Below are 228 nucleotides of genomic sequence, written 5' to 3' on the forward strand. Positions count from 1 at the left end.
GCGTCATGGAGCTGCACAACGACGGCACCTTCGTGAATCAGATCACCGACTACGTGCTGATGCTGAAAATCGACGAAAGGAACATGGAAGGCGGCAACTCGCTGCTGCTGCACCTGGACGACTGGGAGCAGTGCGAGGCGTTCTTCCGCCACCCGCTGGCGCGCCGCGAGATGCGCTGGACCGCGCCGCCCAGCAAGAACGTGGCCGAGGACGTGTTCCATTCGGTAT

1 protein-coding gene is annotated in these 228 nt (G+C 62.3%); it reads left to right on the forward strand.

From position 1 onward, the window contains the following. A partial coding sequence (locus tag SB725_RS34360; protein WP_410923849.1) for a carbon starvation induced protein CsiD occupies positions 1-228 on the forward strand: 228 nt, incomplete at both ends.

This window comes from Pseudomonas sp. SIMBA_041, from assembly GCF_046535095.1.
Taxonomy (GTDB): Bacteria; Pseudomonadota; Gammaproteobacteria; order Pseudomonadales; family Pseudomonadaceae; genus Aquipseudomonas; species Aquipseudomonas mucoides.